Origin of the sequence: Mesorhizobium sp. WSM3626 (assembly GCF_000513935.1) — a bacterium.
Classification (GTDB): Bacteria; Pseudomonadota; Alphaproteobacteria; order Rhizobiales; family Rhizobiaceae; genus Mesorhizobium; species Mesorhizobium salmacidum.
This window is the reverse complement of the sequence record NZ_AZUY01000017.1, coordinates 55,746-79,809: the sequence shown is the minus strand read 5'-3', so window position 1 is coordinate 79,809 and position 24,064 is coordinate 55,746. Positions and strand designations below refer to the sequence as shown.

The window sequence follows — 24,064 nt, the reverse complement described above, 5'->3', positions numbered from 1 at the left end:
TATCTTACTCCGGTATCCACACCGGATTTTCCACGAGGGAGTACTACCCATGGCTTTCGAATTGCCCGCTCTGCCCTACGACTATGAGGCCCTGCAGCCCTATATGTCGAAAGAGACGCTGGAGTATCACCACGACAAGCATCACAAGGCCTATGTCGACAACGGCAACAAGCTCGCCGCCGAAGCCGGCCTCGGCGATCTTTCGGTCGAAGAGGCGGTCAAGCAGTCGTTCGGCAAGAACGCCGGTCTCTTCAACAATGCCGCCCAGCACTACAACCACATCCATTTCTGGAAATGGATGAAGAAGGGCGGCGGCGGCAACAAGCTGCCTGGCGCGCTGCAGAAGGCGTTCGACAGCGATCTCGGCGGCTACGACAAATTCAAGGCCGATTTCATCGCCGCTGGCACGACGCAGTTCGGTTCGGGATGGGCCTGGGTTTCGGTCAAGGACGGCAAGCTGGCGATCTCGAAGACGCCGAACGGCGAAAACCCGCTGGTTCATGGCGCATCGCCGATCCTCGGTGTCGACGTCTGGGAACACTCCTACTACATCGACTACCGCAACGCCCGGCCGAAATACCTCGAGGCCTTCGTCGACAGCCTGATCAATTGGGATCACGTGCTCGAGCTCTACGAAAAGGCAAATGCCTGATCGATCTTCCGAAAAGGCCCGGCCCCCCGGGCCTTTTCTTTTAAGTCGAAGCCGCACCGCAGCCAGACTCGTCCAAATTCATGCGGAGAGAAGGGAATATTCCTCCTCCCACACCCGTTAACGTCCTGTCCTGAAATGCCTTCATCACGGAGCCAAATGAATGAGAAAGCTTGTCATCGCCATCTCTATGCTCGCACTCGCCGCGTCGGCGGCCTTTGCCGATCCCGTCCTCGGCCGGCAGGCACTGATGAAGGAACGCGGAAAGATCGTCGGCGGCCTGTCGAAAGTGGTCAAGGGCGAGGAACCTTTTGATGCCGCCGCGGTGCTGACGCAGTTGCAGGCGTTGCAGGCAAATGCCGAGAAATTCGACGTAGAGGCCTTGTTCCCGAAGGGCAGCGATACCGGCGACACCACGGCGGCGCCAAAGATCTGGGAAGACATGGCCGGCTTCAAAACGGCCGAGGATAAGTATCTTGCCGACGTCAAGGCCGCGGTCGCGGCTGCTCCGGCCGACGTCGACGCGCTAAAGACGCAGATCGGCACCATCGGCTCGGACTGTGGCACCTGCCACCAGGGCTATAGGGTCAAGAAGGGCTGATCGCCTGATATGGCATGGCTGAAGAAGCTCGTCGGCGCGGCCCTCGTTCTGGGCGTCGCCGGCGCGGCCGCCGGGTGGCTGCTGTCGGCACCCGTCAGGCTTGATGGGGCGGATCTGGCGCAACTCGTCGGCCCAGGCGATGTTGTCCGGGGCAAGCGCATTTTCTATGCCGGCGGCTGCACCTCATGCCATGCGAAGCCTGGGTCGCGGGGCGATGCGCGGCTTCAACTCGTGGGCGGGCTTGAACTCAAGACGCCGTTCGGCACCTTCGTGCCTCCCAATATTTCGCAAGATCCCAAGGATGGCATCGGCGCATGGTCGGTCGGGGATCTCGCCAATGCCATGCTGAAGGGTGTTTCGCCCACGGGTGAGCATTTCTATCCGGCCTTTCCCTACGTCTCCTACGCGCGCATGAAGCCGTCCGATGTCGCCGACCTCTATGCTTTCCTGAAGACGCTTCCCGCCGTCGCCGGCAAGGCGCCGGGCAATTCGCTGGCATTCCCGTTCAACATCCGGCGAGGCATTGGCCTGTGGAAGCGCCTCTATCTCAGCGATCAGCCTGTCATTCCCCTGCATGATGGCACGCCGGAACTCGTGATGGCAGGCCGCTACCTGGTCGAGGGGCCGGGTCATTGCGGTGAATGCCATACGCCGCGCGACTTGGCTGGCGGCACCAGGAAGGGCCAATGGCTGGCCGGCGCCGTCGCCGCCGAGGGTTCGGGCGTCGTGCCGAACCTTACTTCGGGCGAGGGGGGTATCGGCAGCTGGTCCGCATCCGACATCGCAAACTACCTGGAAACCGGGTTCACGCCGGATTTCGATTCCGTCGGCGGCGCCATGGTCGATGTGCAGCGCAACATGGCCGAGCTGACGGCGGACGACCGCGCGGCGATTGCCGCCTATCTCAAGGCGATACCGCCGCACCCCAACGGCTATCCGGCTCGCAAGAAAAGCACGAAATAGGTCGGGAATCCATAAAGTGGGAAGGGCCCGCATCTGTAGGATGACGAATATGCGCCAAGCCCTGAGTGCATTATGGGCCATTGATAGTCCGTTGCGCGACTGGCTTACCTCTGCGAGATAGTACATCCAGCCCAATCCAGGGACGCTTAACTATGCTCACCGTCTATGGCGAAGGTCGTGGCTTCCGTGTTGTTTGGCTGCTCGAGGAATTAGGATTGGCTTATCGGCTGCGCCCGGTCGATCTGCTCGCAGTCGAGAATGATCGCGGCTTCCTCGCGATCAACCCCGCCGGCTTCATTCCCGCGCTGCAGGACGGCGAGACGATCATGGTCGAATCGATCGCGATTCTTGAGTACCTGCTCGCCCGCCACGGCTCAGGCTCGCTTGCCGTCGCCCCGCACGATCTCGCCTTCGCCTCCTATCTGCAATTTCTTCACTTAGGCGAGGCCGGGCTCGCCGGGCCGATGAACGCCGTCTTAGTCGGTCGCGAACTGGCGCCCGAAGCCGAACGAAATGCCCGGGTTACCCGCTGGGCATTGGAGACCTTCGAGAGCCGGCTGGGGTTGGTTATCCGCCGCCTCGCGGATTGCCCCTATCTCGCCGGCGAGCGGTTCACTGCTGCCGATATCTCGGTGAGCTACGCCCTCCTGCTCGGCCTGCGAACTGGCAACTATGTCCCCGGGCCTATCGAGCGGGACTATCTCGCTCGCACGACGGCACGCCCTGCCTACGCCCGAGCAATGGAAAGCTGTCAGGCCACCAAGGCTTGGGCGGCGAGATCACCGGGATTGTAGTGCTCGCCTGGTTGAGCAGTCGCGAAAAGTTCCTCATGGGGGTCTACCAATTGGGGCCTCCTCGCCATGGTCCAGCTGGCTTCAATCCGGCCGTGGCTCCACGCTTACAAGTCTACTTGCCTAATCGTCGGACTGCAGGTGACGATCGCCGAGGAAATCGAAGCCCGTCTCAAAGAAATGATTGTAGTTGCAGGTCATTTCCTCGCCCGGGGCGATGTCGCGCAAGGCGTAGGTTTCCTCGGGCGACGAGACATCGCAATTCGGCTCGTCGTCATGGTTCATGTAACGGGCGTCGTCGGCTTCGAAGACGATATAGGCCGGATCGCGCCGGTCGGGGTAGGAATAGCGGTCGAGATAGTTCTTTACCGGCCCGGTCTCGCCCTCATAGGTCTCGACATCGATGATCCGGTCGAACCGGGGGTCGAGCTTCCAGACCAGCGTGCCCTTGGCAATGTGGTTCTTGGCAAACACACCGATGCCCTGGATCGGCGATTTGTCGAGATAGACGTCGACGAGCAGCATAATGGACCCTTGTGTGAATGTGGGCTTCGTGCCCGGGAAAATCGTGCTTGGGTAGCGCGCGACCGTTGCAATTGCGAGCGAAAATCAGCTGGGCGGAATTCAAAAAATATGATCGGCAGACGTGGGCCGCCTGGCCTCAGCGCTGTTGCAAGGCCAGGCGGACACCCAGGGCGCAATAGATGCCGCCGACAACCTTGCCCTGCCATTTCAGCACTGTCGGATTTTGGCGCAGGAAACTGCCCAGCCGCCCTGCGCTCACGGCAAACACGACCGTGCTGAAAAGCCCCAGCATGACGAAGATGGTCCCCAATACGGCTAACTGAATCATCGCCGATCCGTTTTCGGGCCGCACGAACTGAGGCAGGAAAGCGAGGAAGAAAAGCGCGGTCTTGGGGTTGAGCACCTCGGTCAGGACGGCCTGTCGAAACGCCTTTCCGGCAGAGATCGCGAGCGCGCCGGCGGTCGGACCGGTCGGCGCTTTCTCGATGATGGAGCGAATGCCGAGGTAAACGAGGTAGGCCGCGCCGATATACTTTATGATGCTGAACAGCGTCGCCGAAGTAGCGATGATCGCCGAGATGCCGACCATCGCCATCACGGTATGAAACACATCGCCGGCCGCGATCCCGGCGCCGGTGGCGATCCCGACCCTGGTTCCCGAACTCGTTGCGCGCGCGATCGTCAACAGTGTGGCTGGACCCGGAATGAAGACAAAACCGAACACAACCGCGATATAGGCTATCAATGTGGACAGATCGATCATCGCGGCGTTCCTCCGTAAGCTATGCCTTGTCCGTTACCTTCAACGTGAAGGCATAAGTATAGGCGATCTCCTCCAGGCGCGAAAACCGGCCGGAGGCACCGGCATGGCCGGAATCCATGTTGATTTTGAACAGCACCGGATTGGCGCCCCTCTTGCGGTCACGCAGCCGCGCCACCCACTTGGCCGGCTCCCAATAGGTGACGCGCGGATCGGTAAGACCGGCGAGCGCCAGGATCGGAGGGTAGTCGAGTGCTGCGACATTGTCGTAGGGCGAATAGGCGGCGATCGTCCGGTAATCGTCGGCCGACGCAATCGGATTGCCCCATTCCGGCCATTCCGGCGGGGTCAGCGGCAGCGTCGCGTCGAGCATGGTGGTAAGCACATCGACGAACGGAACCTCGGCCACGATGCCGCCGAAGCAATCCGGCGCCATGTTGGCGATGGCGCCCATCAGCATGCCGCCGGCCGAGCCGCCCTGCGCAACGATGCGGTCATGCGCGGTATAGCGCTCGGCCACGAGATGGCGGGCGCACGCGATGAAATCGGTGAAGGTGTTCATCTTGTGCGCCCGCTTGCCGTCATCGTACCAGCCATAGCCCTTGTCCTTGCCGCCGCGGACATGGGCAATGGCAAAGACGAGGCCGCGGTCGACCAGCGAGAACCAGTTGGTATTGAAGGCGGCCGGAACGGCAATGCCGTAGGAACCATAGCCGTAGAGCAGGCAAGGCGCGGAGCTGTCCAGCGGCGTGTCGCGGTGATGCAGAAGCGAGATCGGCACCAGTTCACCATCGGCCGCGGGCGCCATCAGCCGCCTCGTGACGTATTGATGCGGGTCATGGCCGGACGGCACTTCCTGGGTCTTGAGCAGCACGCGCTCACGGGTGCGCATGTTGTAGTCGAACATCTGCGACGGCGTCGTCATCGACGAGTAGGAAAAGCGCATCATCTCGGTGTCGTATTCCAGGGCCCCTGAAAGGCCGAGCGAGAAGGCTTCCTCATCGAAGAAAATCAGATGCTCTTCGCCGCTGGCACGGTCACGCACGACGATACGCGGCAGGCCTTCCTTGCGCTCGAGCCGGACCATGTGGTCCTTGAAGCCGATCACCGACAGGATCAGCCGGCCCGGTTCATGCGGCACCAGTTCCTGCCAGTTGGCGCGGACCGGATCGCTTGCCGGCGCCGTCATGATCTTGAAGTCCTTGGCACCATCCGCATTGGTCAGGATGAAGAATATGTCGCCGCCTTCCTCAAGTTCATATTGAAGGCCGGTCTCGCGCGCCGAAACCAGCTTGGGTTCGGCAAACGGATCGCTGGCGCTCAACAGGCGGTATTCCGAAGTCTCGTGATCGTTGATGCCGATCATGATCCATTGATTGTTGCGGGTTCCGTCGACGTCCATGAAGAAGCCGGGGTCGGTTTCCTCGTAGATCAGGCGGTCTCTTTCGGGGTTCTGTCCAAGCGCGTGGAACAGAACCTTGGACGGCCGGTGGTTTGGATCGAGACGCGTGTAGAAGAACCCGTCATTGCCCGCGTCCCAGACGCCCGAACCGCCGGTGGCGGGAATCTGGTCCGCCAGTTCCTTGCCATCGGCAAGGTCGCGCACACGCAGCGTGTAGAATTCGGAACCCTTGTCGTCGAAGGCCCACAGGAGCTTGCGATGATCGGCCGAATGATCGACGCCGCCAAGCCGGAAATAGGCCTTGCCCTCGGCCTCGGCGTCACCGTCGAGCAGGATCTGCTCGGGCCCGCCGTCGCGCGGCATGCGGAAATAGCGCGGCTGCTCGCCGCCGAGCGTGAAGGAAGAGCCATAGGCGTAAGGCCCGTCCTTCATGGGAACGGATGAATCGTCTTCCTTGATGCGGCCCTTCATTTCCTTGAAGAGCTGCTTTTGCAAATCTGACGTGTCGGCCATCAGCTTCGACTGGTAGGCATTTTCGGCTTCGAGTTCGGCGCGGATCCCAGGATCGAGCAAGGAGGGATCCCTGAACATCTCCTGCCAGTTATCCGCCCGCAGCCAGGCATATTCGTCGGTTCGCGTGATGCCGTGATGCGTGTCCGAGACTGGCCTCTTCTCGGGGGAAGGGGCGCTGACGATTGGAAATCGGGAAGTCCTGGTCATTGCGTCTCGCTCTGGAAATATCTTGAATGACGAATGAACACACCGATCAGGGCGGGTTCAAGAGCAGTTGCGTAGAGGTGGTGTGGGCCCATGAGGTGGCCGGGAGGAGGGAAGATGACTATTCGGTCTCGTATTGCTGCGGCCTTCGCCGTTGCTTCGCTAACTCTGGTCTTTGCCGGCCAGTCTCATGCGACCGTATTCGCGGCTTGGCAAGTGGCCAATGTGCCGTTCGGCGACACGCTCAATGTGCGCAAATATCCGTCGGGAACATCCCAGAAACAGGCCGCCTACCCGAACGGGGCCGTCCTGCAGATGACCGGGAGATGCACCGGCGGCATAAACCTGCTCGATATCGCCAATCAACCGGCATGGAAACAGCAGCAGACGGTTCGCTATCGCTGGTGCGAAATCTGGCATGACCCCGCCAAGAACGGCGTCTTCGTCACCGGCTGGGCCTATGGCGGATACATCGCGCCGTTTTGACCGGGGAATAGCCTGATTGATGGCGGGATGGTTTGGCAACCTATGGTTTCGTGGACAGGTGTGAACAACCAAGCTTGTCGGTGTGGTCGCTAAGCAAACCGGAGCATTGAAACTTGTTTTGTGAGTTATCGCGAATGTAACGATTAGCTGACCCAACGTCAGCCTTTGTCCGTTTGGCGACGGAAATATCGAAAAATTACATGGTGCACGAAAGATTGAAGCTGATCGCGCAATAGTTGACCAACATTCGTAAATATAATGCAGAGAGCGAATTGACTTACTTGACGTGTGGTCGCATTGATGTCCCCGTGACACGAATCGGCGCAGCTCTATCTGCGCAAAATTCGTGCAATGCCCTGTTTGTAAAAAGGGGCACAGATCGACGTAACTCTTGTTGGGGCCTGAAGACCATGGATATTGTCGAAACACCTTCCAGAAACAATGATGCGCTGATTGAGCTCACCGCCGATGTGGTGGCAGCCTATGTCAGCAACAATCCCGTGCCGGTCGGCGAACTGCCGAACCTGATATCCGATGTCCACGCCGCTCTCGGGCGTGTGGGCGGAACCGTCGAACAGCCGCCTGCCGACAAGCAGAAGCCGGCTGTCAACCCGAAACGCTCGGTTCATGACGACTACATTGTCTGTCTTGAAGACGGCAAGAAGTTCAAGTCGCTCAAGCGTCACCTGATGACCCACTACGATCTGACGCCCGATCAGTATCGCGAAAAGTGGAACCTGGACCCAAGCTATCCGATGGTTGCCCCGAACTACGCGGCGGCCCGCTCGCAGCTTGCCAAGAAGATGGGCCTTGGCCGCAAGCGCAAAGCGCGGTAGTCGCGGCTTGCCGGATTAGAACTGAAATCAAACGGCGCCTTCGGGCGCCGTTTGATTTTGCGGGCGAGTGCAATTCCAGGAAAAGTGTGAACCGGTTTTCCCGGGAAAAGCGCGTAGCGCTTTCCCTAGGGAGTTGCGTCAAAACAAGGAAGATCGAGGCAGAAGCCTGTCAGGCAGTCTGCGCGAGCGCCATCTCGGCATCGCGTTTGATGCGCTTGACCATCGAGCGAAGGCCGTTGGCGCGCTGAGGTGACAGGTGTTCGTCGAGGCCGAGTGCCTTCAGCGTCGCTTCAGCGTCGGTTTTCTGGATTTCGCTGGCCGTCTTTCCGGAAAACAGCGCCAGCATGATCGCGACCAGTCCGCGCACGATATGAGCGTCCGAATCGCCCGTGAAGCTGATGACGGGATCGGCGCCCGGACCCCGTTCGGTGGTCAGCCAGACCTGGCTGACGCAACCTGGCACCTTGTTGGCGGCGTTGCGTTCCGCATCGGGGAAGGGAGGCAGCGCTTCGCCAAGCTCGATGACGTAACGATAGCGGTCCTCCCATTCCTCGAGGAACGAGAAGTCGTCGCGGATTGTCTGGATCGTGGTCGTCATGACCCGGATATAGTCACGCGACGGCGCCGCGTCACGGAAAAACAAGGACACCGCGGGCGTCGAGAGGGCGGACGGTCCGCGGTGCGCCGTCGAGACGGCTTAATTCTTTATCGGCAGGTTGACCGTTTGGGGCAGGACGATTTCTTCCGGCACGCTGCCCGTCACTGTCGAGATGTCGGGGCCGGCGGACTTGTCGTCCAGCATGGCGGCCGCGATCTTGGCGGTCTCCTTGGCGCGTGCGGTGATGGTGTGCATCGCCGATTTGCCGGTTTCGCAGACATCCGGCTTGCGTTCGCAGATCCCGGCGATGTCGCCGACGGCGTCTCGCGCCGCGAACAGGGCCTGGACCGGCCCGACGCTTTGCTGGCCCGTTTCATCGGACCCGAAACCCAGCGGCAGCGCCAGCAGCACCAGTGAAAACCAGAAAGCCATTCTTATCAGGAAGAACATGCCTTGCCTCTCGTCGTGACCGGATCATGCATCATATGGCAGGACCTCTTTTATGGGCAGGATGTTGGCACACAGGCACAAAGGACGGCTTGCATGATCGCCGAGAATTTTCCTCAAATTTTAGGCAAATTCGAAACGAAGCGTTTTGTTTTCGATTTGTTTCATATCGGGACGATTCTCGTTACCATCCGATAACCGTCTATCCGGTTGTTTCTAGCGGATTTTTCGTAAATGGAGGCGATCCCGTTCCTGCCTCTGGGCCGCTGATGACGGGCGTTCGCGAATAACCCTCCGTTTACTATGGCTGCATTTGCCCGGGCTTTCGGCGGCTGTCGTCCCGATATTTGCCGCAGGGCAGGCCTTGGTCGGCCCTGCCTTATCCATTCCTTAAACGCTGGATGCGAGTTTCAAAGCCACCCAAGACAATCTGCAAAAGCAGAGCTGTTCACGACGAGTGCGAGTGCGTTGAGTTGATGCCGATCGAGGCCAGATACGCTGAATTGCCTGGCGCAATGGCGGCCGGTTGTGAACGCATGGTTCATCCCAGCGTTCTCGGGCGCAGCGACCGCGAGCGCCAGCGCCGTTTCATCGGCGTGATGCTGGCCGCGCCGTTCTTTGCAGCGGGTGCCGCGGTCACGCTGGTTACGTCGGGCATGGGGGCTGCCGTGACCATGGCCGCCATTTTCGCGGCCTTCGGTCTGTGCTGGTTCGTCGCTCTGCTGGTAGCAGCGACCGGCAAGATGGCCGCCGCCGGGCCGATCGCCCTGGCGATGGCGGCGATTGCCCTTGGCGGTCTCATCGGTGCCGCCGGCGGATTGAGTTCACCTGTCGCCATGCTTGCCTTGGCGCTGCCATTCGAAGCCTGGTGGATCGGCGCCTCGCGGCGTGCTGCTGTGTGGGGGGGCGCCTCGGCCGTCATCGCCATCGCCCTTCAGTCCCTGTCGGCCACCTTCCTTCCATTCGCGGACGCGCACATCGCCGCCTGGCACTGGCTGGTGCCATTGGCGTGGGCGCTGACCCTCCTCCCGCGCATATCGGCTGTTCGCGGCACCGCCGGCGCGGCCCCTACGCTCGATGCGGGTGACGGATTGGAAGACATCATCGACGCGGTGGTCTTTCGGGTCACCCGCCACGGCGAAGTCGTGGAGGCGTCCGCCAAGGCGCGTACGCTTCTGAAATTGCCACCTGAATTGTTGTCCGGAACGGGCCTCTTCGACCGCGTCCACCTGTCGGACCGTGTCTCCTATCTCAGCGCCCTGGCCGACATGCGTGATGGCGCACTATCGCGCCGCCTCGAATTGCGCATCAGGTTGCCCCAGAGTGGCAACGGCGCCCACAACGGAAATGGTTTGGTGGCCGACAACTACCAGCCATTCGCGCTCGAACTGGTGCGCGGCGAGGAACAAAGCGACGTTTTCACGCTTGTCCTGCGCAAGAACGACGAGACCGCGCGGTTGCGCGAAGAACTGGCGCAAGCCAATGAGACGGCGGCCGCCGCCGAAGTGGCCAAGGGCCGCTTCCTCGCAGTGGTGAGCCATGAACTGCGCACACCCTTGAATGCCATCATCGGCTTCTCCGACATGCTGCTGCACGAGATGTTCGGCGCCTTCAAGGATCCGCGCCAGAAGGAATATGTCGGCCTCGTGCGGGATTCGGGCCAGCATCTGCTGGCAGTCGTGACATCCATCCTCGACGTCTCGAGGATCGAATCGGGTGTCTACGCCACCGAGCCGGAGCCGTTCCGGTTCATGGAAGCCGTGGACATGTGCCAGTCGATGATGCGGCTGCAGGCCCAGGCCAAGAACATCGACCTGCAGACGCAGATCGCCCCAGACGCAGGCGATATCAATGCCGATCGCCGCGCCGTACAGCAGATGCTCATCAACCTCGTTTCCAACGCGATCAAGTTCACGCCCGACGGCGGCGATGTCGTCGTCGGCGCCAGGCGGATCGGCTCACGTCTGCTTTTCTGGGTCAGGGACACCGGCATCGGCATTGCCGAGGAGGATTTCGCCAATCTCGGCAAACCCTTCATGCAGATCCAGAACGACTATACCCGCCGTTTCGAGGGAACGGGTCTTGGCCTTTCCCTGGTGAAGGGGCTGGTGGCCTTGCATGAAGGCACGATGTCGATCGAAAGCATGCCGGGCAAGGGCACCACGGTGACCATCAGCCTGCCGGTCTGCGGGCCGAAGGGACGCCCCGCCAACTCGACCGGAGTGCTGACGATGCCGGTGACGAGGGCGAAAGGGGACGGAAATGGCTCGCTCCGCAAAACAGGCTAAGGCGGTCAAACGCCGCAGCAACGCCTTGCAGGACGGCGCCATCGCCGTTGGCGGCATGATTTCGCGCAATCCCGTCCTGGTGGGAGGATCGACCGCATTCCTGGTGACGCTGTTCTACGTCTCGGCCAACGCGCTATGGTATCAGCCTTTCCCGCACGCCGGGGCGTTTTTCGCCACGCGTCATTTCCAGGGCTTTCCGCACGCCGCAGCCGACGAGCCGGAGACGACAATTAACATCGTGCGGCCCAATGCCGCGCCCGCCCCGATCAAGGGCGACCCGGTGGTCGAGCAGGTGCAAGGCATATTGAAGGACCTCGATTTCTATTCCGGTACCGTCGACGGCATTTCCGGCCCCAACACGCGCAAGGCCATACAGGCCTATCAGCAGAAGGTCGGGCTGAACGCCTCGGGCGAGATCGATGCGCTGCTGCTGGATCAACTGGGTGCAACGCCGAAGACGGCCGCCGTGCCCAAGCCGCAGCCTCGTCCCGACATGGCGCCGGCCGCTGTTCCCGTGTCCTTGCAGACGAATGAGGCGCAGACGAATGCCGCTTTGCAGGGGCCTGATCCCCGCATCGTCAAGATTCAGGCCGGGCTCAAGGCCTTCGGCAATGACGACATGCAACTGGATGGCGTCGTCGGTGCACGCACGAAGGCGGCGATCAAGGAGTTCCAGACGCTGTTCGGGTTGCCGCAGACCGGCGAACCCGACGAGATCGTCTACGTCAAGATGCGCGAGATCGGCCTGACCAACTGACAGCCGAAACGACGGCTCGCCCTGCATCGGAAATTTCGATAGAGAGCCCGCATGTTGTCGGGAGTCTTCGATGCGCGTAACCGCTGATCTGTGGGTTTCGGCCCTGTTGCGCCGGGTTTTCGGCGCTGGCGGATTTGCCGCCGTGGTCAATCGCGGCGCGACAGAGGCCGGGGCTGTGTTCATCCTGGCGCGGGGCAGGATGGGTGAAACGGCTCTCTACGGGCCGGCACCGCAGACAAGCTACGATTCGGCCAAGCCCGAAGAGCGTTTTTTCAGCCTTCTCGCCGCCGGCGATGATGCGTCCGTGCTGGATGCGAGACTTGAGCGCGAGAAAAAATTCGATCCCGACATTTGGGTGGTCGAGATCGAGGCCGGGAATGTTCCCGTCGAGGAGCTTATTTCCGTGAAGACACCCTGAGGCCGGGGGCGTCGGCTTCGTCGCTGTTGGAGGCCTTGCGGCTGTCGCCGTTTGTCGGCGAAGCATCGCGAGCCGCCCTGGACGGGGTTTTGGCTTTCCATCCCCGCACTTTGTCCAGGGCCGCATCGCGGTGCAGTAGGCGGTAACGGTCGAGATAGGTGCGGATGGCCTGCGGATGCGGGAACAGGCCGGGATAGACGGCAACCGTGATCAGGAATGCCCGGTCCTCGCTGAAATCGAGCGAACGCAGCGCCGCAAGCAGCGGCGCATAATTCTGGTTGGCGGTCAGCGATTGCGCGATCGAGAAATCAATGTCGAGGGCATCGGCAAGCGCGGTCTGGAAGAACGCGGCGTTTCCCGTCAATGCCGTCTCGCGCAGTTTGATATAGGTATCCGCACCTGGGAACGCATCGACCTTCGCCGCCAGGGCTTCGTCGCCGGTGTGCATCATGGAGCGCAGCCTGCGCCGCGCGTTCTCGGCGGCAAGGCCGGGCGTCTGCTGAGTTTCCGCGCTGTCCGCCGTCGCTTGCGTCTTCACGGCAGGGCTTTGCGCCGGGGCTGCTTCCGGATCCCGCATCCGCACCAGGGTCGGTCTTTCCAGCGCCCTGATCAGATCGGCGATGGTTGGGTTCAGGTCCTTGCGCCGTGCTATGGCGCGCGCATGCGGCAGCCCGTGCCGGCCAATCAGCGCGATCAGGTCGATATCGCTGACCGCGCGCGAGCGGATGAGCAGCGGAGCGGCAATGTCGACCGGTTCCTCGCAAAGGCGCCGCACCAGGGCCGCGGGTGCATATTCGCATTCGGAAAGGGCGGCTGCCACGTAGCGCCGCGATTCGACGGATACGCTGTCGAACAGCGGCAGCGTCAGGTCTTCGAGCTGGCCGATCTCGCGGCGTGACGGTCGGGTCAGCGAGCAGAACGCCGACACGGCGGCGCGGAACAGCCTTTCGGCTTTTCCCGATTCCGTCCTTATCGCGATTTGCCTGAAGTCCGAAGATGACACGAACGATACGCCTGACGACAGATACACACTCGACATCGCGCCACCGGAACATGTCGGTTTCGCGTTTGCCTCGGTCAGAACTCTCTGACCTGGGAACAAAGATCAAGTTAGCGGCGATCCGTTAGCGCTCCGTTAACCCTCTGCCGGCCTTAATGATATTTGGAGGCGTTGCGTTGTGCTCCGGGGAAACCGAGAGGAATGCGCGAACCATGGGCATGGTACTGTCTTTCGTGCCGCGTGCGGCACCGACCAATCGAGCAAAGCAAACCACCGAAATACCGGCGGCCGTAATCATATTTCCCGGCATCCGCTATGAGCGGTCCAGCACCGGCGAAGCGCGGCCCGCAGGGCCGGACAAGCCGGGATCGCCACGGACGCCCGTGCCGCACCACTGAGCTTGCTGAAGCCCTAGAAATCCTGCAGCTCGCAGGAACTCTGATCGAGAAAGCGCGACACGATCGGCTTCCAGCTCTCGTCCGGCACGAAGCTGCGGATGACGAAGATGCCTTCGTCGATGGGCGCTTCGACGAAAATCGCTCCCTGGAGGTCTTCGGGCAGGTCCTTGCGCACGTCGATCATCTGCGCCGGCGTCAGCACGACCGCATCCAGCTTGCCACCGGTCGCCGTGTGGTCGTTGAAGGAATAGATGTTGTGACCGCTGCGGTCATAGACCGACACCGACCAGAAGGGGACGTCTCCCGGCGCCTTGATCCGGACCATTCCTTCCTCGAGGTCGAAGCGGCAGGCTGTGGCATAGAACAGCGGGTCGACCGATTTCACCACCGGCGCGCCGCCGGCTTCGGCATCGAGCCGGTTCATCCTGTAGAGATCGGATGCCATGGAAAGACGCGACCAGGCGTCACGTTCGGAAAAATCCGGCACCAGAAGCAGGACGATAATGTGGACAATGCCGGCGCCGACGAGGCCCAGCAGGACGGCGTGCAGAAGCCTGCGCAGCGCGGCATGCAGACTACGCATCGCAGCCCGCCCTCACGATCCTGGGCAGCGAAACGTCGGACAGGCCGGTGCTGCTGGCGATCGGCGTGTCGTAGAAGGTCAGGACGAAATACATCTTCCCGGAACCGTCGGTCAGAAGCCAGTTGCCCGGCATCGGGTGATGGCCAACGGAGATGATCACGGAATTGTCTGGTTGGCGCAGCACCTCGTAGGACTGAAGTGCCGCAAGCCGCGATTTGCCGGTCTCGACGACGCCGAGCGATCGATCGGCGGCATAAAGCGTCCAGAACCGGGCTGTCGGAAATCCACCCTCGATCCTGTAGGCGCATTCCCGCTTGAGCTGGTCGCCGGCGGCGTCGTTTTCCGCTACGAAGGACAGGCCTTCGGCGCGGCCGAGCGCCAGCACCCCCTCGCGCGCCACGCGCGCCTTGGAATAGGGGTCCGCGGCCGGTGTGCCGATGTCGGGGAAGGCGGTCCACTGGCCGATCCTGATTGCGCCGACCCCGTCCTGGATCCTCAGCGCATACCAGACGCTGGCGCCGCCCCCGCCAATGGCTATGGCAAGCGAGATCAGCATCAGGAAGGCGTTCTTGAGCATGAAGGGCCGGGTGCGCGAAGGATTGCAGTTCGGGGATATCGCGGCGCGGGGTCTTGTGGCAAGCCGGCGTGATGGATTTGCCTGCCGACCCGGCTCGCGCCGGGGCGGATGTCACAGGGCCGAAAGCGTTTCGGGTGGAGTGGGGGCGTCGAGTTTGGGCGCCGTCTGGAACAGCTGGCTCATGTCCCTCAGCGTCTGCGTGGTTCGGCTGGACAGCACCGGCGGCCGCTCGGCGGCGGTATCGGCCGCTGCCTGCTCCTCGCTCTTCTTCTGCGCCTCGGCGGCCTTGGCCGCGATCTCCTCGTCGGCGAAGGGTTTGTCGATGCCGGGGATCGGCTTCAGGTCGATGTTCTGGTGCGCGTAGACCATCAGCCGCTGCCACACCATCGCCGGCAGCGAACCGCCGGTCATGTTCTTGGTCGGTGTGAAATCGTCATTGCCCAGCCACACGGCCGCCGTGTAGTTGCCGGTGAAGCCGACGAACCAGGCATCGCGGTAGGACTGCGTCGTGCCGGTCTTGCCGGCGACGACGATGTTGGGAATTTGCGCCCGCCGCGCCGTGCCCATCACCGGCACGGCCGTCAGCATGGTGTTCATGGATTTCAGCGCCTGCTCGGACAGCACGCGGTGCGGCGGCGGCGCGTCCTTGGTCCAGTCGTAAACCACGTCGCCGGTACGCGTGACGAGCTGGGTGATGCCGTGCCGGGAGCCGACGAAGCCGTTCTGGGCGAACACGCTGTAGCCCGTCGCCTGGTCCATCACGGTCATGCCCGAGGTGCCGAGCACCATCGTCTTGTGCCCTTCGAGCGGCGATTCCACGCCAAACGATTCCGCCAATGCTTTGATCGGCGCGATGCCGAGATGGTCCTTGGCCAGCCGCACCGGCACCGTGTTGATCGACTTGGCCATCGCCATGATCAGGGTGATGTTGCCCGCCGATTCGCCGCTGTAATTATGCGGTGACCAGTTGCCCCAGCTGATCGGCCCGCCAGAAATGATCGAGTTCGGCGTGAAACCGTGTTCCATCGCCGTGGCGTAGACATAGGGCTTGAACGACGAGCCGGTCTGGCGCAGCGCTTTGGTGGCGCGGTTGAACTGGCTGGCGCCGTAGTCACGGCCGCCGACGATCGCTCGCACCGCACCATTGGTCTCGATGACCACCACGGCACCTTCGGTGACGTTGTATTCCTTGCCGAACTGGCGCAGGTGGAACTCGACGGATTCCTCCGCCGCTTTCTGGATGTTGGCGTCGAAGGTGGTGTGAGCGACCAGCGAGTGCTGGCCGGGCTTGGCGATCTTCTTGACCTCGTCGAAGGCCCAGTCGAGGAAATAGTCGGGACTTTTCTGTTCGCCGCGATCGACGACATCGGCCGGATGCAGCCTTGCCTGCAGCACCTGGCCTTCGGTCATGAAACCGGAATCGACAAGGTTGGACAGCACCACATTGGCGCGAGCGCGCGCCGCCGGCAGGTTGATGTGCGGCGCGTATTTGGTCGGCGCCTTGAACAGGCCGGCGAGCATCGCCGCCTCGGCAAGGTTCAGGTCCTTGACGCTCTTGCCGAAATAGAAATCCGCCGCCGCCTCGATACCGAATGTGCCGCCGCCCATATAGGCGCGGTCGAGATAGAGCTGCAGGATTTCCTTTTTCGACAGATTGGCCTCCAGCCACAGCGACAGGAAGGCTTCCTTGATCTTGCGCTCGAACGTGCGCTCGTTGGTCAGGAACAGGTTCTTGGCCAGCTGCTGGGTGATGCTCGAGCCGCCCTGGACGACCGAGTTTGCCCGCACATTCTCGAAGATCGCGCGCGACAGGCCGAGCACGTCGATACCGTAATGATCGAAAAACCTGCGATCCTCCGTGGCGAGCACCGCCTTGATGACGTGGTCCGGCATCTCGTCGACCGGCACGGAATCGCGCTGGATGATGCCGCGCTGGCCGATCTCGTTGCCGTACCGGTCAAGGAAGGTGACGGCGAAGTCGCCCTGGGCACGCCAGTCGCCGGTGGTGTCCTGGAAAGCGGGTATCGCCAGCGCCAGCATCACCACCATGCCGCCGGCGCCGAGTGTAAAACCTTCGCTCAAAAGTTCGATGAAGCCACGGCGCCAGCCCTTGAGACGGAAGCGCCGCGAGAAGATCGTCGCGGCCTCCCAGAACTGGCGCGCCTTGAACCCGATCTCATAGAGAGAGGAATCGAGCCACGCGTCCAGCGCCAGAAGGCGGGAGGCGATCGGACCTCTTCTCTTGCGTGGTTCAGGGTTGACCATTCAAAAACCCGGCTCGGCTCTGGCGCGACCTGAAAACCGCAAGCGGGCAATTTCAGGGCGGCGCCCTGTCGGACTATTCATCCATTTTGGCGATACCCACAAGGGCGCCGAGGACACAGCCGCAAGGTTTGTTGGCGCGACGGGGCAGGGGAGGCCGTCGATACCCCGAAAACAATGCGCCTGGTCGGTTTCAGGTCGGCGAGATCACCTTGTCCGAGCCGCCGAGGCTGCGATCGTTGCCTGCAACAGGACCCGTGCGCCGGTGATCGCATCCACGGGCTCTACATATTCCGCCTCATTGTGGCTCAGCCCGTCACGGCACGGCACGAAGATCATCGCGGTAGGCGCCACGCGGGCGATGAACAACGCATCGTGGAACGCGCCCGATATCATCTGTTTGTGGGTTAGCTGCAGGGCACTGGCGGCATCTTCGACGATTTTTATCATATCGGGAGAGAACGCGGCCCCTGGCATATCGAACGACGGCCTGATCGTTGCGGAGCAATGCTGGCCCTCCACCTCCGCAGCGCAGACCGCGCGCACCTCGGCCTCGATGGCATCGAGCCGCTCCGGCCGTGGATGCCGCAGATCCACCGTGAAGATCACGGATTGCGGTATGGCGTTGATCGATCCCGGCTGAGCCAATATCCGGCCGACCGTCAGACGCGCGCTGGCGTCGAGCGGCATGATCGTCTTCTGCAGCCTGTGTATCGCGGCAATCGCGGCAACCATCGGATCCCTGCGATAGGCGAGGCCCGTCGTACCGGCGTGACCGGCACTGCCCTCGATGCAAACTTCCAGCCAGCGCGTGCCCTGAACGGCGGTGACGACACCGATCGGCACCAGTTCCTTTTCCAGCGAAGGCCCCTGTTCGATATGCAGCTCGATATAGCCTGATATCGGCATGCCGGTCGGGCGAAGTCTCGCCTCCGGCAAGGCCGCGATCGTCGCTTCGAGCTCCGTCGCCAGGGGCGCTCCGTCAGCACCGACGGTCGATTTCCACGCGTCGGTATCCGCACCGGTGAAGGCCATGGAGCCCATGACGCCCGGCACGAAGCGACTGCCTTCTTCATTGGCCCAGGCAACCACCTCGATCGGCCTCCTGGTTTGAGCCTTCGCGTCCTCCAGCGCTTCGAGCGCCTCGAAGGCGCAAAGCGTGCCGAGCGCGCCGTCGAAGCGCCCGCCGTTGGGCTGGCTGTCGAGATGGCTGCCGATCATGAGTGGCGGCAGCGTGGCATCCGACCCTTCGCGGCGGATGAAGAGGTTCGCGATGCCGTCCTGAAAGACCGTGAAGCCGCGCGCCAGTGCCAATTCCGCAAGCAGGCGCCGGGCACTGCGGTCCTCGATGCTGAACGCCTGCCGATTGACCCCTCCGGCTGGCGTCGCGCCGATGCGGGCGAAGGCGTCGAGCCGTCCAAGCAGCCGCTCGCCGTTGATCTCCGGCACCAAAGTCACCGCTTGAGGCCGCCGATGAACGCTTTCACCCGTTGCGGATCGACCTCATTCCACCAGACGCCGTCATATTTCAGCGAGCTGGCGACGATGACGCCGTCGACTATGTCGAGGATGTCGTTGGCGTTGTCGGGCGTGACACCGCTGCCGACCAGCGTCGGCAGTCCAGCTGCGTCCTTGATCATCCTGATATAGCCGAGGTCGGCGGCGTGGCCGGTGCGCTGGCCGGTGGCGATCACAGCATCGGCATCGAAGAACACCAGGTCCTTGACCTGTTCCTCGACCGGCCGGTCGCCGACGATGGCATGAGCGCCATGCTTGACATGGGCATCGGCGAAGATGCGGATGCCATTGGCCCGAAGCCTGGCGCGGAACCGCATGGCGCGCGCCGCTTCGCCTTCGATGAAGCCTTCATTGGCGATGTAGGCGTTGGCCCATTGATTGACACGCACGAAGGATGAACCGGAGGCGCTGGCGATCGAAAGGGCGGGGATGGAGGCATTGGCGAGCACGTTGATGCCGATCGGCCGGCCAAGCTCACGGCGGATGCGGTCGGCGACGACGGACATGTAGGCGGAGGTTTCCGGCCCGATGTCATCCGGTTTGGCAAACGGCACGTCGCCGTGATTTTCGACGATCACACCATCGCAGCCGCCATCGAGATAGGCTTTGGCGTCGTCGAGGCCGCGCTGGTAGATGATCTCCACCGCCTCGCCGTCGTAGCGCGGCGCGCCCGGTAGGGGGGCGAGGTGAACGACGCCGATCACCACCTTGCTTCTGCCGAAAATCGACCGCAGCGCGTCGTCCGTGATCTGTTTGGATCCGATGGCTTTGGGGGATTTTGTCATGCGGTTTCCGCTTCCGTCGTTTCCATGAGCGTTTTCATCTCCGGTCCCTCGGGGCAAGATTGGAGAGTGCCGGCGCGTCCGACCGAGATGGCCGCGGCGCGTACGGCGATCCGCGCCGCTTTGGTGAGGTCGATGCCGGCCGCAAGACAACCGGCGAGGCAGCCGCAAAAGACATCGCCGGCGCCGCTGGTGTCTATCACAGCCACCTTGGGCACCGCGATCCATTCGATGTTTCCTCCGCCGTCGGCCACCAGGCAGCCCTGCGCGCCAAGCGTCACGATCGCGGCATCGGCCCCTTGTCGGATCAGCGCGCGGGCCGCCTCGGCAGGCTCTGCGCCTTCAGTCAAATGTGCTGCCTCGCCGGCGTTGGCAATGACTAGCCCGACGTTGCTCAGATCCGGTGCGGAGTCAGCCGCAAGCGGGCTCGGATTGAAGATCGTCATGGCTCCCGCGGCGCGCGCCGCGAGCAGGCAAGCGACCGTCACATCCGGATCCAGATTACCCTGCATCACCACGATGTCACCGCGTTCGATCGATGGCAGGAAATCGCTATCTGTCAGCGGATCGAAGGCGGCGGCGCAACTCGCGCCGGTGACGATGAGGTTCTCTCCCCGCGCATCGACCATAACAGTCGATCGGTCGCTGGTTAGTGGCAGCATCGTCAGATGGCTGTCGTCGAGCTCGCGGCTGAGTTGGTCTCTTATCCATGCTCCGGCGGCATCGTTGCCGATCGCCGCGTGGAAGCGGACATCGGCACCGGTGCGGGCGGTGGCCACGGCCTGGTTCGCACCCTTGCCGCCAAGTCCGTCGGTATGGTTCGACGCGTTCAACGTTTCGCCCGGCTGCGGAAACCGGTCCAGCCGAAACGTCGTATCGACGCAGACATTGCCGACGACATGGACGCGCATGATCAGTCCCTGGCCGTTGCCCAGCCCAGCATCTGTTCGAACAATGTCTTGTAGCCATCCCAGGCGATGAAGCTCGAGGGCAGCCAGTGCGGGCCGACATCCGAGGTCCAAGCCAGCGTGCGGCCCTTGCCGTATTTGCCGGTCACCAGCAGCGGTAGCGAACGGTAGTCGGAAGACACGGTAGCGAGGACTTCCGCGCCGTCTTTGACCGTGACCTCGTTGAAGCCGAGCAGGATCGGCCAATCCTTGCCGAGCCCCTTCAGGATCGGATGGTCGTGTGGGCCGGTGACAACCGGCGCATAACCTTCCGGAACCTCGACGCGGTCGTCCACCGGCAGGCAGTTGACCGGCAGAACCTCCTCGACCGGCGTCTTGTGATAGCGCGCGCCGCCATTGATGCCCTGGAAGCTGTAATAGCCGCCGAACATCAAGAGGCCGCCGCCATTGCCAACATAGTCACGCAGCAGCCGCAGCCGGTTCGGCGTGGGCTTGGAGTGGACCCAGGTGTCGGGATGAAGCAGCAGCGTGTTGGCGCCAATATCGGAAAGCACGACCGCGTCGTAGGCCGAAAGCGTCTCCATGGTCTGGGGGAAATTCCGCTGCGCCTCATGCGCCGGCATGAACGTGACATCGAACGGACCGTCCTTCAATGCGGCCAGCAATTCATCGGCGCCGGTGTGATAGGTCACGGTCGGGAACTGGTCGAAGCCCTTGATGTGGGTCGCGGTCGAGACCCAGGACTCACCTGCGAGAAGAACCTTCTTCCTGGACATGTATACTTCCTTACTGCTTGAGGCCGCGGCTCAGAGACCGGCGGCGAACACGGTCTTTGGATTGTCGATGAGTATGCGGTCGATAGCCGACTGCTCGACGCCATGGCGTTTCAGCCTCGGCACGAAATGCTTGAGAATGAAGCCGTAGCCGAAGCCGCCGAAGCGCGTCAGCATGATTTTCAGGAAGACATCCTGCGACAGCAGAATTCGGTCGACCAACCCCATGTCGATCAGCGAGCGGATTGCCTGTGCATTCTGCTCGTCGGACGGCGATTGGGCGTCCTGGTCGGCATAATAGAAATCCATGCCGATCATATCGTATTCCAGGAAGGCGCCGCGCTCGGCCAGGCTTTTCTGGTAGGCGAGATCGTTGTGGCTCGGGTTCATATGGCAAAGCACCGTGTGCCTCAGATCCGCGCCTTCCGCCTCGACCACGTCAAGCACGTCGTGCGCCAGCCGTTCCCAGCCGGGCAGATGGATGGTCAGCGGTACGCCGGTGATTTTCGCCGCCCGCGCCGAAGCCTGCAGCGACTTGCGCTCCTCGTCGGTGAAATCCTTGCTGACGCCGACCTCGCCGATGATGCCGGCCATGATTTCGGGCTGTGTCGCTCCCCCGCCGACATCGTTGACCAGGAATTCGGTGACATCGTCGACGTCCATCGCTTTCAGCCAGTCGGGGTGGGTGTGCTGCAGGTAGAAGCCTGTTCCCATGATAACACGCAGCCCAGAGGATCGGGCGATGCGCGCCAGCTTCACCGGATCGCGACCAATGCCGATATTGGTGGCGTCCACCACAGTGTGGCCACCGAGCGCCCGGTATTTCGCTAGTTCCGAAAGGGCCAGGTCGCTGTTGTCGAGCGAGACGTTGTCGCGGTTCATGTAGGGGTTCATCCGCAGCTCGCCGATAATCTCCATGTTGACGGGCTGCTCGGCGATCTTCTTCTCGTCGGGATGGCACGGGCATTTCCAGGATTTCGCGCCGTCGAGCAGGATGTGCTCATGCATCAGCGTCACACCCATGTCGGCGATCGCGACGGGGCCGGTAACGGTCATCACCGTGCCGGAGCGGACACCGATCGGCGCCCGCTCCTTCGGCTTGTCGTCGAATAGATGATCCATATCAGCGGCTCCGCACTGCGCCCTTGAACAGGCGGAAATTCAGCCAGATGGCAACGAGGATGATCGTACCGGTGACAATCGGCGTGAGGAACGGCGACATATGCGCCAGGATCAGGCCGTTGCCGATGACAGCGACGGTCAGTGCGCCGAGCACGGTACCGATGATCGTACCGCGCCCGCCGAACAGGCTGGTGCCGCCCAGCACCACGGCGGCGATAACATCGAGTTCGAAACCCTGACCGGAATTCGACGAGCCGGAACCGAGCCGCGCCGCGAGAATGATGCCCGCTGACGCCGCCGCCATGCCCGACAGGATGTAGACGAACAGAGTCATGAAGCGTGTATCGACACCGGCGCGGCGCACCGCCTCGGTATTGGCTCCGATGCCGGTCACGTAGCGGCCGAACGGCGTCTGGTTGAAGGCGAGGTAGGCGACGATCAGGACGAGGAGGGCGAGCAGCGCCGGCACTGGCACGCCGAGGAACCAGGCCCTGCCGATGCTGACGAAGAAGCTCGTCGGCTCGACCGGGATCGAATAGCCGCCGGTGATCAGCAGTGCCACGCCGCGGATGACGGACAGACCGGCTAGCGTGACGATGAAGGCAGGGATGCGCTCATAGGCGATGAAGAAGCCCTGCAAGGCGCCGATCGCCGCCCCGAGCGCCAGCATGGCTATGACGACCAACGGCCATGGCAGGCCGGCCTGCAGCAGGACGGCCGACAGCGTCGCCGCCAGCGCCAGCACGGAGCCCACCGACAGATCGATGCCGCCGGTGGTGATGACGAAAGTCATGGCGGCCGCGACGATGAGCAGCGGCGCCGATTGGCGAACGATGTTGAGCAGATTGGGCGTCGTCAGGAAGGAGCCGGTGATCAGCGAGAAGACCATGCAGACGACGATAAAGAACAGCGCGATGGAGACGACGCTGCCATTGGCCAGCGCGACATCCTTCCAGCCACTCTTGCGGGTGCGTTTGGACGGCGAGGCGCCGATATCGGTCGACGGTGCGGTGGCGTTCATGGCTGTACCGCCTCATCCCGGCCGGCGCGCGCCGAACGCGCGTTGAATTTCCGGCCGACGATCAGGTTGACGACCTCCTCGATGCTGGTCTCGCCGATCCTGCGTTCGGCGACATTGCAACCCTCATACATCACCTGGATGCGATCGCAGACCAGGAACAGGTCCTGCAGCCGATGGGTAATCAAGATCACGCTGACGCCACGGGCGCTGACCGTGCGGATAAGCTCCAGCACCGCTTCGACTTCCGCCACAGCAAGCGCCGCGGTCGGTTCGTCCATGATCAGCACCGACGGATCGAAGGAGGCGGCGCGGCCGATGGCGATCGACTGGCGCTGCCCGCCGGAGAGGTTCTCGACCTTGAGCCTTGTGTCGGCGATGACGATGCCGAGCCGGTCGAGCATGGTACGCGTCTCATCGTGCATGCGCTTGTTGTCGAGAAAGGGGACGCCGAGAACGTGGCGTCGCGGTTCGCGACCGAGGAAGAGATTGCCCGCCACATCCACCGTGTCGCAGAGCGAAAGGTCCTGGTAGACCATCTCCACCCGTGCGGCGCGGGCATCGGCCGGCGACGAAAACGAGACGGCCCTGCCGTCGATCTCGATGGTGCCGGAATCCGGAATGACCGCCCCCGACAGGACTTTACTCAACGTCGATTTGCCGGCGCCGTTGTCGCCGACCAGGCCAAGCACCTCGCCGGGCTTCAGCTGCAGCGAAACATCGTCCAGCGTCTGGATGGGGCCGTATCGTTTGGAAATACCGGTCATCCTGACGCGGTAGGTCTCGCCATCGCTCATCATGGTTCCGTTTCTCAAGGCGGCATGTTCAATCGGTCGCCGGGCTGCGCAAGCGACCATCAGGTCGATGCGCGGCCCGGCGGTCTGG

The 24,064-nt window shown here is 62.4% G+C and carries 25 protein-coding genes; 9 read left to right on the top strand and 16 right to left on the bottom strand.

Annotated features, from left to right (window positions below; all coding sequences use genetic code 11):
* The first annotated feature begins 49 nt into the window (after positions 1 to 49).
* The 4 genes from M653_RS0114320 (at position 50) to M653_RS0114305 (ending at position 3,007) form a co-directional block, all read left to right on the top strand.
* A complete protein-coding gene (locus tag M653_RS0114320; protein ID WP_027143971.1) occupies positions 50 to 652 on the top strand; it encodes a superoxide dismutase in 603 nt (200 codons plus the stop codon).
* A 160-nt stretch (positions 653 to 812) separates the two neighbouring features.
* Positions 813 to 1,250, top strand: a complete 438-nt coding sequence (locus M653_RS0114315) for a cytochrome c (RefSeq protein ID WP_027143970.1) — start codon at positions 813 to 815, stop codon at positions 1,248 to 1,250.
* A 9-nt stretch (positions 1,251 to 1,259) separates the two neighbouring features.
* On the top strand, positions 1,260 to 2,213 hold the full coding sequence (locus tag M653_RS0114310; RefSeq protein WP_027143969.1) for a cytochrome c: 954 nt from the start codon (positions 1,260 to 1,262) through the stop codon (positions 2,211 to 2,213).
* Between the two features lie 152 nt (positions 2,214 to 2,365).
* Positions 2,366 to 3,007, top strand: coding sequence for a glutathione S-transferase family protein (locus tag M653_RS0114305; RefSeq protein ID WP_027143968.1), 642 nt, complete (start codon positions 2,366 to 2,368; stop codon positions 3,005 to 3,007).
* Positions 3,008 to 3,127: 120 nt separating this feature from the next.
* Here M653_RS0114305 and M653_RS0114300 read toward each other — a convergent pair whose 3' ends face one another.
* The 3 genes from M653_RS0114300 to M653_RS0114290 all read right to left on the bottom strand — a co-directional run bounded on the left by M653_RS0114300 (position 3,128) and on the right by M653_RS0114290 (position 6,411).
* Positions 3,128 to 3,529 carry an SET domain-containing protein-lysine N-methyltransferase gene (locus M653_RS0114300; RefSeq protein WP_027143967.1) on the bottom strand — a complete coding sequence of 134 codons (402 nt, stop codon included), beginning with the start codon at positions 3,527 to 3,529 and terminating at the stop codon, positions 3,128 to 3,130.
* Positions 3,530 to 3,665: 136 nt separating this feature from the next.
* The gene (locus M653_RS0114295) at positions 3,666 to 4,292 is read right to left on the bottom strand and encodes a LysE family translocator (protein ID WP_027143966.1); all 627 of its coding nucleotides are present in this window, start codon (positions 4,290 to 4,292) and stop codon (positions 3,666 to 3,668) included.
* A 19-nt stretch (positions 4,293 to 4,311) separates the two neighbouring features.
* The gene (locus M653_RS0114290) at positions 4,312 to 6,411 is read right to left on the bottom strand and encodes a S9 family peptidase (RefSeq protein ID WP_027143965.1); all 2,100 of its coding nucleotides are present in this window, start codon (positions 6,409 to 6,411) and stop codon (positions 4,312 to 4,314) included.
* Between the two features lie 114 nt (positions 6,412 to 6,525).
* Between M653_RS0114290 and M653_RS0114285 the strand changes: the two genes are divergently transcribed.
* Both M653_RS0114285 and M653_RS0114280 read left to right on the top strand, forming a co-directional pair.
* On the top strand, positions 6,526 to 6,894 hold the full coding sequence (locus tag M653_RS0114285; protein WP_027143964.1) for a hypothetical protein: 369 nt from the start codon (positions 6,526 to 6,528) through the stop codon (positions 6,892 to 6,894).
* A 410-nt stretch (positions 6,895 to 7,304) separates the two neighbouring features.
* Positions 7,305 to 7,730 carry a MucR family transcriptional regulator gene (locus M653_RS0114280; protein ID WP_027143963.1) on the top strand — a complete coding sequence of 142 codons (426 nt, stop codon included), beginning with the start codon at positions 7,305 to 7,307 and terminating at the stop codon, positions 7,728 to 7,730.
* Positions 7,731 to 7,899: 169 nt separating this feature from the next.
* Here the strand turns inward: M653_RS0114280 and M653_RS0114275 are convergent, their stop codons facing one another.
* Together M653_RS0114275 and M653_RS0114270 are read right to left on the bottom strand one after the other, a co-directional pair.
* Positions 7,900 to 8,328: a SufE family protein gene (locus M653_RS0114275; protein WP_027143962.1), complete on the bottom strand. Its 429-nt coding sequence runs from the start codon at positions 8,326 to 8,328 to the stop codon at positions 7,900 to 7,902.
* A gap of 99 nt (positions 8,329 to 8,427) precedes the next feature.
* Positions 8,428 to 8,778: a DUF5330 domain-containing protein gene (locus M653_RS0114270; protein ID WP_027143961.1), complete on the bottom strand. Its 351-nt coding sequence runs from the start codon at positions 8,776 to 8,778 to the stop codon at positions 8,428 to 8,430.
* Positions 8,779 to 9,311: 533 nt separating this feature from the next.
* Here M653_RS0114270 and M653_RS0114260 point away from each other — a divergent pair.
* From M653_RS0114260 to M653_RS0114250, 3 genes are all read left to right on the top strand, one after another.
* Positions 9,312 to 11,063 carry a PAS domain-containing sensor histidine kinase gene (locus M653_RS0114260; RefSeq protein ID WP_027143959.1) on the top strand — a complete coding sequence of 584 codons (1,752 nt, stop codon included), beginning with the start codon at positions 9,312 to 9,314 and terminating at the stop codon, positions 11,061 to 11,063.
* Positions 11,038 to 11,820: a peptidoglycan-binding protein gene (locus tag M653_RS0114255; RefSeq protein ID WP_027143958.1), complete on the top strand. Its 783-nt coding sequence runs from the start codon at positions 11,038 to 11,040 to the stop codon at positions 11,818 to 11,820. The genes M653_RS0114260 and M653_RS0114255 overlap by 26 nt, the downstream gene beginning before the upstream one ends.
* A gap of 70 nt (positions 11,821 to 11,890) precedes the next feature.
* Positions 11,891 to 12,238: a DUF1491 family protein gene (locus tag M653_RS0114250; RefSeq protein WP_027143957.1), complete on the top strand. Its 348-nt coding sequence runs from the start codon at positions 11,891 to 11,893 to the stop codon at positions 12,236 to 12,238.
* Here the strand turns inward: M653_RS0114250 and M653_RS0114245 are convergent.
* From M653_RS0114245 to M653_RS0114195, 11 genes are all read right to left on the bottom strand, one after another.
* Positions 12,216 to 13,241 (bottom strand): hypothetical protein, encoded by a 1,026-nt coding sequence (locus M653_RS0114245; protein ID WP_027143956.1) that lies wholly within the window; start codon positions 13,239 to 13,241, stop codon positions 12,216 to 12,218. The genes M653_RS0114250 and M653_RS0114245 overlap by 23 nt on opposite strands.
* A 408-nt stretch (positions 13,242 to 13,649) precedes the next feature.
* Positions 13,650 to 14,219, bottom strand: a complete 570-nt coding sequence (locus M653_RS0114240) for a DUF1254 domain-containing protein (RefSeq protein WP_027143955.1) — start codon at positions 14,217 to 14,219, stop codon at positions 13,650 to 13,652.
* On the bottom strand, positions 14,212 to 14,796 hold the full coding sequence (locus M653_RS0114235; protein ID WP_027143954.1) for a DUF1214 domain-containing protein: 585 nt from the start codon (positions 14,794 to 14,796) through the stop codon (positions 14,212 to 14,214). The genes M653_RS0114240 and M653_RS0114235 overlap by 8 nt, the downstream gene beginning before the upstream one ends.
* Before the next feature lie 111 nt (positions 14,797 to 14,907).
* Positions 14,908 to 17,061, bottom strand: a complete 2,154-nt coding sequence (locus M653_RS0114230) for a penicillin-binding protein 1A (RefSeq protein WP_027143953.1) — start codon at positions 17,059 to 17,061, stop codon at positions 14,908 to 14,910.
* 204 nt (positions 17,062 to 17,265) lie between these two features.
* Positions 17,266 to 18,516, bottom strand: coding sequence for a Zn-dependent hydrolase (locus M653_RS0114225; RefSeq protein WP_027143952.1), 1,251 nt, complete (start codon positions 18,514 to 18,516; stop codon positions 17,266 to 17,268).
* Positions 18,513 to 19,361 carry a BtpA/SgcQ family protein gene (locus M653_RS0114220; RefSeq protein WP_027143951.1) on the bottom strand — a complete coding sequence of 283 codons (849 nt, stop codon included), beginning with the start codon at positions 19,359 to 19,361 and terminating at the stop codon, positions 18,513 to 18,515. Before M653_RS0114220 ends, M653_RS0114225 begins: the two co-directional genes overlap by 4 nt.
* On the bottom strand, positions 19,358 to 20,269 hold the full coding sequence (locus M653_RS0114215; protein WP_027143950.1) for a ribokinase: 912 nt from the start codon (positions 20,267 to 20,269) through the stop codon (positions 19,358 to 19,360). The genes M653_RS0114220 and M653_RS0114215 overlap by 4 nt, the downstream gene beginning before the upstream one ends.
* Before the next feature lie 2 nt (positions 20,270 to 20,271).
* Positions 20,272 to 21,042: a glutamine amidotransferase gene (locus M653_RS0114210; RefSeq protein WP_027143949.1), complete on the bottom strand. Its 771-nt coding sequence runs from the start codon at positions 21,040 to 21,042 to the stop codon at positions 20,272 to 20,274.
* Positions 21,043 to 21,072: 30 nt separating this feature from the next.
* On the bottom strand, positions 21,073 to 22,161 hold the full coding sequence (locus M653_RS0114205; protein WP_027143948.1) for a phosphotriesterase: 1,089 nt from the start codon (positions 22,159 to 22,161) through the stop codon (positions 21,073 to 21,075).
* A 1-nt stretch (position 22,162) separates the two neighbouring features.
* A complete protein-coding gene (locus M653_RS0114200) occupies positions 22,163 to 23,182 on the bottom strand; it encodes an ABC transporter permease (protein WP_027143947.1) in 1,020 nt (339 codons plus the stop codon).
* Positions 23,179 to 23,976 carry an ATP-binding cassette domain-containing protein gene (locus M653_RS0114195; RefSeq protein ID WP_027143946.1) on the bottom strand — a complete coding sequence of 266 codons (798 nt, stop codon included), beginning with the start codon at positions 23,974 to 23,976 and terminating at the stop codon, positions 23,179 to 23,181. Before M653_RS0114195 ends, M653_RS0114200 begins: the two co-directional genes overlap by 4 nt.
* Positions 23,977 to 24,064 lie beyond the last annotated feature (88 nt).

What these genes read in the sequence shown, in the direction of transcription:
- M653_RS0114195 (WP_027143946.1), bottom strand. Translation starts at nt 23,976, where the DNA reads ATGAGCGATGGCGAGACCTACCGCGTCAGGATGACCGGTATTTCCAAA.
- M653_RS0114275 (WP_027143962.1), bottom strand. Translation starts at nt 8,328, where the DNA reads ATGACGACCACGATCCAGACAATCCGCGACGACTTCTCGTTCCTCGAG.
- M653_RS0114230 (WP_027143953.1), bottom strand. Translation starts at nt 17,061, where the DNA reads ATGGTCAACCCTGAACCACGCAAGAGAAGAGGTCCGATCGCCTCCCGC.
- M653_RS0114240 (WP_027143955.1), bottom strand. Translation starts at nt 14,219, where the DNA reads ATGCGTAGTCTGCATGCCGCGCTGCGCAGGCTTCTGCACGCCGTCCTG.
- M653_RS0114210 (WP_027143949.1), bottom strand. Translation starts at nt 21,042, where the DNA reads ATGTCCAGGAAGAAGGTTCTTCTCGCAGGTGAGTCCTGGGTCTCGACC.
- M653_RS0114320 (WP_027143971.1), top strand. Translation starts at nt 50, where the DNA reads ATGGCTTTCGAATTGCCCGCTCTGCCCTACGACTATGAGGCCCTGCAG.
- M653_RS0114260 (WP_027143959.1), top strand. Translation starts at nt 9,312, where the DNA reads ATGGTTCATCCCAGCGTTCTCGGGCGCAGCGACCGCGAGCGCCAGCGC.
- M653_RS0114295 (WP_027143966.1), bottom strand. Translation starts at nt 4,292, where the DNA reads ATGATCGATCTGTCCACATTGATAGCCTATATCGCGGTTGTGTTCGGT.
- M653_RS0114310 (WP_027143969.1), top strand. Translation starts at nt 1,260, where the DNA reads ATGGCATGGCTGAAGAAGCTCGTCGGCGCGGCCCTCGTTCTGGGCGTC.
- M653_RS0114235 (WP_027143954.1), bottom strand. Translation starts at nt 14,796, where the DNA reads ATGCTCAAGAACGCCTTCCTGATGCTGATCTCGCTTGCCATAGCCATT.
- M653_RS0114250 (WP_027143957.1), top strand. Translation starts at nt 11,891, where the DNA reads ATGCGCGTAACCGCTGATCTGTGGGTTTCGGCCCTGTTGCGCCGGGTT.
- M653_RS0114200 (WP_027143947.1), bottom strand. Translation starts at nt 23,182, where the DNA reads ATGAACGCCACCGCACCGTCGACCGATATCGGCGCCTCGCCGTCCAAA.
- M653_RS0114300 (WP_027143967.1), bottom strand. Translation starts at nt 3,529, where the DNA reads ATGCTGCTCGTCGACGTCTATCTCGACAAATCGCCGATCCAGGGCATC.
- M653_RS0114305 (WP_027143968.1), top strand. Translation starts at nt 2,366, where the DNA reads ATGCTCACCGTCTATGGCGAAGGTCGTGGCTTCCGTGTTGTTTGGCTG.
- M653_RS0114215 (WP_027143950.1), bottom strand. Translation starts at nt 20,269, where the DNA reads ATGCGCGTCCATGTCGTCGGCAATGTCTGCGTCGATACGACGTTTCGG.
- M653_RS0114285 (WP_027143964.1), top strand. Translation starts at nt 6,526, where the DNA reads ATGACTATTCGGTCTCGTATTGCTGCGGCCTTCGCCGTTGCTTCGCTA.
- M653_RS0114205 (WP_027143948.1), bottom strand. Translation starts at nt 22,161, where the DNA reads ATGGATCATCTATTCGACGACAAGCCGAAGGAGCGGGCGCCGATCGGT.
- M653_RS0114220 (WP_027143951.1), bottom strand. Translation starts at nt 19,361, where the DNA reads ATGACAAAATCCCCCAAAGCCATCGGATCCAAACAGATCACGGACGAC.
- M653_RS0114290 (WP_027143965.1), bottom strand. Translation starts at nt 6,411, where the DNA reads ATGACCAGGACTTCCCGATTTCCAATCGTCAGCGCCCCTTCCCCCGAG.
- M653_RS0114315 (WP_027143970.1), top strand. Translation starts at nt 813, where the DNA reads ATGAGAAAGCTTGTCATCGCCATCTCTATGCTCGCACTCGCCGCGTCG.
- M653_RS0114280 (WP_027143963.1), top strand. Translation starts at nt 7,305, where the DNA reads ATGGATATTGTCGAAACACCTTCCAGAAACAATGATGCGCTGATTGAG.
- M653_RS0114270 (WP_027143961.1), bottom strand. Translation starts at nt 8,778, where the DNA reads ATGTTCTTCCTGATAAGAATGGCTTTCTGGTTTTCACTGGTGCTGCTG.
- M653_RS0114255 (WP_027143958.1), top strand. Translation starts at nt 11,038, where the DNA reads ATGGCTCGCTCCGCAAAACAGGCTAAGGCGGTCAAACGCCGCAGCAAC.